At 60.2% G+C, this 9,048-nt stretch carries 11 protein-coding genes; 7 read left to right on the top strand and 4 right to left on the bottom strand.

What is annotated here, in order from left to right:
• Window positions 1-122 precede the first annotated feature (122 nt).
• The 7 genes from ACTV8E_RS06150 (at window position 123) to ACTV8E_RS06180 (ending at window position 4,376) form a co-directional block, all read left to right on the top strand.
• Window positions 123-791, top strand: coding sequence for a Bax inhibitor-1/YccA family protein (locus tag ACTV8E_RS06150; RefSeq protein WP_443198893.1), 669 nt, complete (start codon window positions 123-125; stop codon window positions 789-791).
• A gap of 112 nt (window positions 792-903) precedes the next feature.
• Window positions 904-1,296: a sulfurtransferase complex subunit TusD gene (tusD, locus tag ACTV8E_RS06155; RefSeq protein ID WP_443198894.1), complete on the top strand. Its 393-nt coding sequence runs from the start codon at window positions 904-906 to the stop codon at window positions 1,294-1,296.
• 1 nt (window position 1,297) lies between these two features.
• Window positions 1,298-1,657: a sulfurtransferase complex subunit TusC gene (tusC, locus tag ACTV8E_RS06160; RefSeq protein WP_443198895.1), complete on the top strand. Its 360-nt coding sequence runs from the start codon at window positions 1,298-1,300 to the stop codon at window positions 1,655-1,657.
• The gene (tusB, locus tag ACTV8E_RS06165) at window positions 1,657-1,953 is read left to right on the top strand and encodes a sulfurtransferase complex subunit TusB (protein ID WP_443198896.1); all 297 of its coding nucleotides are present in this window, start codon (window positions 1,657-1,659) and stop codon (window positions 1,951-1,953) included. The genes tusC and tusB overlap by 1 nt, the downstream gene beginning before the upstream one ends.
• On the top strand, window positions 1,950-2,285 hold the full coding sequence (locus tag ACTV8E_RS06170) for a TusE/DsrC/DsvC family sulfur relay protein (RefSeq protein WP_273535073.1): 336 nt from the start codon (window positions 1,950-1,952) through the stop codon (window positions 2,283-2,285). The genes tusB and ACTV8E_RS06170 overlap by 4 nt, the downstream gene beginning before the upstream one ends.
• A complete protein-coding gene (locus ACTV8E_RS06175; RefSeq protein WP_443198897.1) occupies window positions 2,282-3,265 on the top strand; it encodes a glycosyl transferase family protein in 984 nt (327 codons plus the stop codon). Before ACTV8E_RS06170 ends, ACTV8E_RS06175 begins: the two co-directional genes overlap by 4 nt.
• A 109-nt stretch (window positions 3,266-3,374) precedes the next feature.
• Entirely contained in the window at window positions 3,375-4,376 is a 1,002-nt protein-coding gene (locus ACTV8E_RS06180) for a glutathione S-transferase family protein (protein ID WP_443198898.1), read from the top strand.
• A gap of 148 nt (window positions 4,377-4,524) precedes the next feature.
• Here the strand turns inward: ACTV8E_RS06180 and cysG are convergent, their stop codons facing one another.
• From cysG to ACTV8E_RS06200, 4 genes are all read right to left on the bottom strand, one after another.
• Window positions 4,525-5,913, bottom strand: a complete 1,389-nt coding sequence (gene cysG, locus ACTV8E_RS06185; RefSeq protein WP_443198899.1) for a siroheme synthase CysG — start codon at window positions 5,911-5,913, stop codon at window positions 4,525-4,527.
• 132 nt (window positions 5,914-6,045) lie between these two features.
• Window positions 6,046-7,329, bottom strand: coding sequence for a serine--tRNA ligase (serS, locus tag ACTV8E_RS06190; RefSeq protein WP_443198900.1), 1,284 nt, complete (start codon window positions 7,327-7,329; stop codon window positions 6,046-6,048).
• 15 nt (window positions 7,330-7,344) lie between these two features.
• A complete protein-coding gene (gene crcB / locus ACTV8E_RS06195; protein WP_443198901.1) occupies window positions 7,345-7,719 on the bottom strand; it encodes a fluoride efflux transporter CrcB in 375 nt (124 codons plus the stop codon).
• A complete protein-coding gene (locus tag ACTV8E_RS06200; RefSeq protein ID WP_443198902.1) occupies window positions 7,719-9,041 on the bottom strand; it encodes a replication-associated recombination protein A in 1,323 nt (440 codons plus the stop codon). The genes crcB and ACTV8E_RS06200 overlap by 1 nt, the downstream gene beginning before the upstream one ends.
• Window positions 9,042-9,048: the final 7 nt, after the last annotated feature.

The following is a 9,048-nucleotide window of genomic DNA, read 5'->3' on the forward strand; positions in this document are numbered from 1 at the left end:
GTGGCGAGCGGCGGCAATATTACCGAATCGCAACACGCTGTCAAATTCTCTTGCTTCCCGCGTCCCAGAGCTTTGCTATGATCGCGTCATCAACAAATCGTATTCCTTCAGGAGTAACCCTCATGCAACAACGTGAATACGCGCTTAATCCTGCTCAGGTCGAGCAGCGTGAAATCAGCGGCGTCCTTCGCAATACCTATGGGCTGCTGGCCATGACCCTGGCGTTCAGCGGGTTGGTGGCTTACCTGTCCCAACGCGCCAACGTTGCCTATCCCAATATCTTCGTGGTCCTGATTGGCTTCTACGGCCTGTTCTTCCTGACCATGAAACTGCGCAACTCCGCCTGGGGACTGCTTTCCACCTTCGCCCTGACTGGCTTCATGGGCTACACGCTGGGTCCGATCCTGAACCGTTACCTGGGCATGGCTAACGGCGCCGAGGTGATCAGTTCGGCCTTCGCCATGACTGCTGTGGTGTTCCTGGGTTTGTCCGCCTACGTGCTGACCACCCGCAAGGACATGAGCTTCCTGGGCGGCTTCATCACCGCCGGTTTCTTCGTCCTGCTTGCTGCCATGCTGGCCAGCTTCTTCTTCCAGATCAGCGGCCTGCAACTGGCGATCAGCGCCGGCTTCGTGCTGTTCTCCTCGGCGGTGATCCTGTACCAGACCAGCGATATCATCCACGGCGGTGAACGCAACTACATCATGGCCACCATCAGCCTGTATGTGTCGATCTACAACCTGTTCATCAGCCTGCTGCAAATCTTTGGCATCATGAGCGGCGACGACTGATCCGGATCAACAGCTGACCCAAAAGCCCGCACCTGCGGGCTTTTTCGTTTTAGGCGCGTGGTGCTCGCGGGGTATCATGTAAGCACCTCGGTTCTCTGCTTCGAGCATGTTTATGAAATTCGCCATCGCCCTCTTCTCAGCTCCCCATGCCCCTTCAGCGCGGCGTGCCCTGCGTTTTGCCGAGGCGGTGCTGGCCGAGGGGCATGAAATCGTCCGTGTATTCTTCTACCGTGAGGGCGTTTACAGCGCCTCACAGGCGGTGGTCACGCCTCAGGATGAGTTGGACGTTGCCGCCCAATGGCGCGCCTTCGTGACGCAGCACAATCTGGACGCCGTGGTGTGCATCGCCGCTGCCCTGCGCCGAGGCGTGCTCAATGCAGAAGAAGCACAGCGCTATGAACGACAGGCAGTGAGCTTGGGCGCACCTTGGGAATTGTCAGGACTTGGGCAATTACACGAAGCGGCTCAGCAAGCCGATCGGCTGATCTGTTTTGGAGGCGACTGAGATGGCTAAATCAATGTTGTTGATCAGCCGCCACAGCCCTTGGAGCGGCACCTGCGCCCGCGAAACACTGGATATTGCCCTTGCCGGCGGTGCCTTCGACTTGCCTATCGCCATGCTGTTTCTGGATGACGGCGTGTTTCAACTGGCAGCCCAACAGAACCCGGTCGTACTGCAGCAAAAAGACCTGGGCGCCAACCTGCAGGCCCTGCCGTTGTTTGGTGTGGATGAGATATATGTGTGTGGCGAAAGCTTGGTCCGGCGGGGCGTGGATTCAGACAGCCTCGCCCTGCCCGCCCAGGCACTGGACGCTGCCGCGCTCGCCGCCCTTGTCGATCGTTATGACCTGGTGATTACTCTCTAATGGCCACTTTGCACCTGCTTGCTCAATCGCCTTACTCCAGCGCGCTGGATAGCGCCCTGCGTCTGCTCAGTACCCAGGATGCTGTGCTGTTCACAGGCGACGCCTGCCACGCCTTGCAGGCCGGTAGCGCCCCTCTGAAACAACTGCAGCACATGCCGGATGGCATTGAGTTCTACGCATTGAAGGAAGATATGCAGGCGCGCAACATCAGCGTGCCTGCACGGGTCACGCTAGTGGATTACCCTGCATTCGTTGCGCTCAGTCTTCGTTTTGACAAGGTCAACAGTTGGCTATGAATGAACTGTTAGTCGAGGGCCGACACCTGCCCCTGGACCAGGATGGTTATCTAGCCGAGCGCCAGGACTGGTCGGAAGCAGTCGCAGCCGCCCTTGCCCTACGCGAGGAGATGGAACTGAGCAACGAACATTGGGAAGTGCTCTATTTGCTGCGCGACTTCTACAGCGAATTCCAACTCTCTCCGGCCACCCGCCCCCTGATCAAATACGCGGCCCTGAAACTCGGTCCGGAAAAGGGCAACAGCCTGCACCTGAATCGCCTTTTCAAGGGCACTCCTGCAAAACTTGCCGCCAAACTGGCCGGCCTGCCAAAACCGACCAATTGCATATGACCGATCTGACCGCTGTTGAACATCCGTTCGCCCAATTCATTCGCATCCTTGGTAAGGGCAAGCGCGGCGCCCGTGGCCTGACACGCGCCGAAGCTCATGAAGCCATGGGTATGCTGCTGGATGGGCGCACCGAGGACACCCAACTGGGGGCCTTCCTCATGCTGCTGCGCTACAAAGAGGAAAGTGCCGAGGAAATGGCCGGCTTTGCCCAAGCCGTGCGTGAGCGAGTCAACGCGCCCAAAATCGCCGTGGACCTCGACTGGCCCAGCTATGCCGGCAAGAAGCGCCATTTGCCCTGGTACCTGCTGGCGGTGAAGTGCCTGGCCGCCAATGGCGTGCGCATCCTGATGCACGGCGGTGGCGCCCATACCGCAGGCCGCCTATATACCGAACAGTTGTTGGAAACACTCCATATTCCCCTCTGCCAGAACTGGGACGAGGTGGCGAGCGCACTGCAACAAAGTCAGCCCGCTTTTATCCCGCTGAGTGCCTGGATGCCGCGCCTGCAAGCCATGATCGAGCTGCGCAATACCTTGGGGCTACGCTCGCCGATTCATTCCCTGGCACGCATTCTCAACCCACTCGGCGCTCGCTGCGGACTGCAGAGTATTTTTCATCCGGGTTATCAGGAGATCCATCGCTCGGCCAGCCAACTGCTGGGCGATCACGCCATCGTCATCAAGGGCGACGGTGGCGAGATTGAAGTCAATCCGGATGTAATATCGCACCTGTACGGCACCCAGAACGGTGACAACTGGGATGAGGAATGGCCAGCCTTGGCCGAGCGCCGGCACGTGAAACCGGATGTCCTGGAGCCTGCCCATCTGCTGGCGGTCTGGCGCAACGAAGCCACTGACAGCTATGGAGAGCTGGCTGTGATCGCCACCATGGCGCTGGCTCTACGCGGCCTGGGTCATCCACGCGAAGCCGCTTTTACCTTGGCTCGACAGTATTGGGCGGCACGCAATACATCGAACTGACCGATAGGAACAACCCGAGCTTTGCGTCTTTCCATTGCTCGGGGGTCGCTAGACTTCACCCCAGACCATCAGGCATCACAGCCTGCCCCATCAGATCTGAGGTGAAGTTATGGGTTTGCTTATCAAAGGTCGCTGGCACGACCAGTGGTACGACACCGCCAAAGACGGCCGTTTTCAGCGAGAACAAGCACAACGACGTCATTGGATTACCGCCGATGGCAGTGCCGGACCAAGCGGCGACAGCGGCTTTGCCGCCGAAGCCGGACGCTATCACCTGTATGTCAGCCTGGCCTGTCCTTGGGCCCATCGCACGCTGATCCTGCGCACGCTCAAGGGACTGGACAGCGTGATCGATGTATCAGTGGTCAGCTGGTTGATGCGCGAACATGGCTGGACCTTCGATCCACAATTCGGCTCCAGCGGCGATGCCTTGGATAGCTTCACTTTCCTGCATCAGCGCTACACCGCCGAAGACCCGCGCTACACGGGCCGCGTCACCGTGCCCCTGTTGTGGGACAAACACCGCCAGCGCATCGTCAGCAACGAGTCAGCGGAGATTATCCGCATGTTCAACAGCGCATTCGACGACCTGACGGGCTCGCGGCTGGACTTCTATCCCCAACCGCTGCGCGCCAAGATCGATGCGCTCAACGACCGCATCTACCCCCGCGTTAACAACGGCGTCTATCGCGCCGGTTTCGCCACCACGCAGGAGGCTTACGAAGAGGCGTTCGACGAAGTGTTTGGCGAATTGGACTGGCTGGATCAGCACCTCGCCGAGCATCGTTACCTGGCCGGTGAGTACCTGACAGAGGCCGATTGGCGTTTGTTCACCACCCTGATTCGTTTTGATCCGGTCTACCACGGACATTTCAAGTGCAACCTGCGGCGCATCACGGACTACCCGCAGCTGTCCAATTGGCTGCGTGAGCTGTACCAGTGGCCGGGCGTCGCCGAAACGGTAGAGTTCACCCATATCAAGGGCCACTACTATGCCAGCCACGCGACCATCAACCCGACCGGGGTGATCCCAAAGGGGCCGGCGCAAAACCTGCTGGCTGCCCATAACCGCGATCGGTTGGAAGGCAATGGGATCTGGCAGCGAAACTGACTGGCAAAAAAGCCGCCCGGCGAGAGCAATCCCGCAGGGCGGTCTCACCCACGATCAGCGGCAGGGTCGTGACTGGAGCAATACGGGCAGCTACCGTTTTACCTGTGGAGAACCGACGCCATCGTAGGATACGCCGCGCCAGATCAGCCTACTCCCCTGCCCCTTCAAACCAGGCCAGCTTGTCGCGCAATGTGACCACCTCGCCGACGATTACCAGCGTCGGCGCCTGCACCTGCTGTTCGGCAACCAACTGAGGCAGATCGGCCAGGGTGCCGGTAAATACCCGCTGATTGCTGGTCGTACCCTGCTGGATCAGCGCCGCCGGGGTGTCCACGCCACGACCGTGGCGAATTAGCTGCTCGCAGATCACCGGCAGACCGACCAGGCCCATATAGAACACCAGGGTTTGCCCCGGGGCGACCAGATCGGCCCAAGGTAAATCACAGCTGCCATCCTTCAGATGCCCGGTAACAAAACGCACCGACTGGGCGTGATCGCGGTGGGTCAGCGGAATGCCGGCATAGGCTGCACAGCCCGAAGCAGCGGTAATACCGGGCACCACTTGGAAGGGAATACCTTCGGCCGCGAGCTCTTCGATTTCTTCGCCACCGCGGCCAAAAATAAACGGATCTCCGCCCTTCAGGCGCAGCACCCGCTTACCGGCCTTGGCCAGTTCCACCAAACGGCGGTTAATTTGATCCTGCGGCACGGCATGTTCCGAACGCTGCTTACCAACGTAAATGCGGTCGGCATCGCGCCGGCACAGCTCGATGATTGCGGGCGCCACCAGACGGTCATAAAGCACCACATCGGCTTGCTGCATCAGACGCAGGGCACGAAAGGTCAGCAGGTCGGGATCGCCCGGGCCGGCGCCGACCAGATACACCTCGCCCAGTGCCTTGGGTTTGCCAGCCCCTAGTTTCTCTTCCAGAAGCCGTTCGGCCTCAGCCGGTTTGCCCGCGAACAGACTTTCGGCAATCTGGCCCTGAAAGGTTTCTTCCCAGAAAACCCGGCGTTGCTGCACATCCGGCAGCAAGGCTTTGACTCGAGCACGAAACTTCTTTGCCAGCCCAGCCAGCTGGCCATAGGACGAGGGAATCCAGGTCTCGATCCGCGCGCGGATCAAGCGTGCCAGCACAGGCGCATCACCGCCGCTGGAAACCGCAACGATCAAGGGCGAACGGTCAACAATCGCGGGGAAGATGACCGAGCACAAGGCCGGCGCATCCACCACATTGACGGGAATGCCGCGCGCTTGGGCCTGCTGGGAAATGTGTGCATTGAGCGGTTCGTCATCTGTGGCGGCAATTACAAGCACCACATCCTCCAGGTCGCCCACTTGATAGCCCCGCAGCATTACCTGACTGCCACCCTGCCCGGCCAGCTCATGCAATTCATCGAGTACTTCGGGCGCAACCACGCGCAAAGTGGCGCCGGCATCGGCCAGCAGGCGCGCCTTGCGCAACGCGACCTCACCACCACCGACCACCAGAACACGGCGGTCTTGCAGCTTGTGAAAGAGGGGAAGGTAATCCATGAGCGAATCCCGTTCGAGCCTGAGAAAAAGATAGGGGCATCACAGCCGATTAGCGACCTGATGCCCCTGTCGAAAATCAAGGTTTTCAGCGTTCCTCCGTCAAGGGGGGCAGGTGGAACCCCACCTTACGGCTTACTTGCTGATGATTTCGATCCCACCCATATACGGCTTGAGCACCTCCGGCACACGAATGGAGCCGTCGGCCTGCTGATAGTTTTCCAGCACCGCGACCAGGGTACGGCCCACTGCCAGGCCGGAGCCGTTCAGGGTGTGGACCAGCTCCGGTTTGCCGGTGGCGGGATTGCGATAGCGCGCCTGCATGCGACGCGCCTGGAAATCGCCACAGTTGGAGCAGGAGGAAATCTCCCGGTACTTGTCCTGGCTGGGGATCCACACTTCCAGGTCGTAGGTCTTAACCGCGCCAAAACCCATGTCGCCGGTGCACAGCGCCAGCTTGCGGTACGGCAGGTCCAGCAGTTGCAGCACACGTTCCGCGTTGGCCGTCAGGCTTTCCAGGGCTTCGAAGGATTTTTCCGGCTCGACGATCTGCACCATCTCGACCTTGTCGAACTGGTGCTGACGGATCATTCCGCGGGTGTCGCGACCGGAAGCACCGGCTTCACTGCGGAAGCAAGGCGTGTGGGCGACAAATTTCAGCGGCAGTTGCTTGGCATCGAGAATCTCACCGGAAACGATGTTGGTCAGCGACACTTCGGCGGTCGGGATCAGATACAGATCGGCCTGATCCTCACGCTGGATCTTGAACAGATCCTCCTCGAACTTCGGCAACTGGCCGGTACCCTGCAGTGCCGGCGCTTGCACCAGATACGGGGTGTACGCCTCTTCGTAGCCGTGCTCGGTGGTATGCAGATTGATCATGAACTGCGCCAGCGCCCGGTGCAGGCGAGCAATCGGCCCGCGCATCAGGGCAAAGCGGGCGCCAGACAGCTTGGCGGCGGTTTCGAAATCCAGCCAGCCCAGGTTTTCGCCCAGTGCCACATGGTCCTTGACCTCAAACTCGAAGCTGCGAGGCGCGCCCCAGCGGGAGACTTCAACGTTGCCGTCCTCATCTTCGCCCACCGGTACCGACTCATGCGGCAAGTTGGGAATGGTCAGCAAGATGGCATCCAGTTCAGCCTGAATGCCATCCAGTTCGCGCTTGCCGCTTTCAAGGTCGCTGCCCATCTGGTCGACTTCAGCCAGCAACGGGGCGATATCTTCACCGCGCGCCTTGGCCTGGCCGATCGACTTTGAGCGGCTGTTACGCTCCGCCTGCAGCTGCTCGGTGCGGGTTTGCACGGTCTTGCGCTGCGCTTCCAGCGCTTCGATACGCGCCACATCCAGTTGATAGCCACGGGTCGCCAAACGGGCGGCGACGTCCTGCAGCTGAGTACGTACCAGTTTCGAATCGAGCATGTCAGTTCTCGTCAGTCAGAATTTGTTCAAAGCCAGGCCTGCCCAGGTCGCCAGCAAGCAGACCATCACGCTGGCTGCGGCATAGCCGAAGGCAGTGGTCAGCTGGCCGCTTTCAAGCAGGCGCAAGGTGTCCAGGGAAAAAGATGAAAAGGTAGTCAGGCCGCCGAGAAAACCGACGATCAATCCAGCGCGCAGCTCAAGGGGCCACTCCGGACGCTGCAGAAATACGCCGTAGAGATAACCGATCAACAGGCAGCCCGCAATATTCACAGCCAGGGTAGCCAAATAGAAATGCTGGGGCCAATGCGCCGAAACCCAGTTTGAACTGGCGAAACGCAGCAGACAACCCAGCGCACCGCCTCCCGCCACAGCGAGAATCACGCCGATCATTAGCGCCTCCGCCGGCGCGGACTGTTGCGGTCCAACTCGGCCAGGTGTTTCAGCTTGTCGCGAATTTTCAATTCCAAGCCACGCGGCACCGGCTGGTAATAACGCCGCGGCTCCAAGCTCTCGGGGAAATAGTCTTCGCCTGCCGCAAAGGCATCTGGCTCGTCGTGGGCGTAGCGGTATTCTTCACCGTAGCCCAGCTGTTTCATCAGTTTGGTCGGCGCGTTGCGCAGGTGCAGCGGCACTTCCAAGGAGCCGTGCTCGCCAGCCTCACTCATCGCCGCCTTGAAGCCCATATACACCGCATTGCTCTTGGGCGCGCAGGCCAGGTAGACAATCGCCTGGGCCACGGCCAACTCGCCTTCCGGGCTGCCCAGGCGTTCTTGCACGTCCCAGGCATTCAGGCACAGTGCCAGCGCGCGCGGGTCAGCATTGCCAACTTCCTCGCTGGCCATGCGCACCACACGGCGGGCGATGTACAACGGATCACAACCACCGTCCAGCATGCGCGCGAACCAGTAAAGCGCACCGTCCGGGCTAGAGCCGCGCACCGATTTGTGCAGCGCAGAGATCTGGTCGTAAAACGCCTCGCCGCCCTTGTCGAATCGACGATGGCTGTCGCCAAGCAGATTCTGCAGGGTTTCTGCGGCGATGGACTCGCCGTCCTCCACGAGGTCCGAGGCGTTTTCCAGCAGGTTGAGTAACCGGCGTCCATCACCATCGGCGGCAGCCAGAAGAATCTGGAAACTTTCCTCGGGCAGAGTGAGACGACGCGCGCCCAGCCCTTTCTCCTCGCTCAGCGCGCGTTTCACCAATTTGCGCAGGGCCGCTTCGTCAAGGCTTTTCAGCACATAGACACGCGCCCTTGAGAGCAAGGCATTGTTCAGCTCAAACGATGGATTTTCCGTGGTCGCCCCGATAAAAATCAGCGTGCCATCTTCTACATAAGGCAAGAAGGCATCTTGCTGGCTCTTATTGAAGCGGTGCACTTCGTCCACGAACAGGATGGTCCGCTTACCGTACTGAGCGGCGTGTTGCTGGGCGACTTCTACAGCCTGGCGAATCTCCTTGACCCCGGAAAGCACCGCGGAAATCGTCTCGAAGTGGGCATCGGAAACCTTGGCCAGAAGCCGGGCCAGCGTTGTCTTGCCAACGCCCGGCGGCCCCCAGAAGATCATCGAGTGCAGCGCGCCCTGCTCCAAGGCCTCGCGCAGCGGTTTACCCCGCGCCAGCAAATGCTCTTGCCCCACGTACTCGTCCAGATTGGCCGCGCGCAAGCGAGCCGCCAATGGCTGGGCTATCGGAGTACTGCGGAACAGATCCATGTGGCGA

The sequence above is a fragment of the Pseudomonas sp. B392_1p genome (assembly GCF_052245235.1).
Taxonomy (GTDB): domain Bacteria; phylum Pseudomonadota; class Gammaproteobacteria; order Pseudomonadales; family Pseudomonadaceae; genus Serpens; species Serpens gallinarum.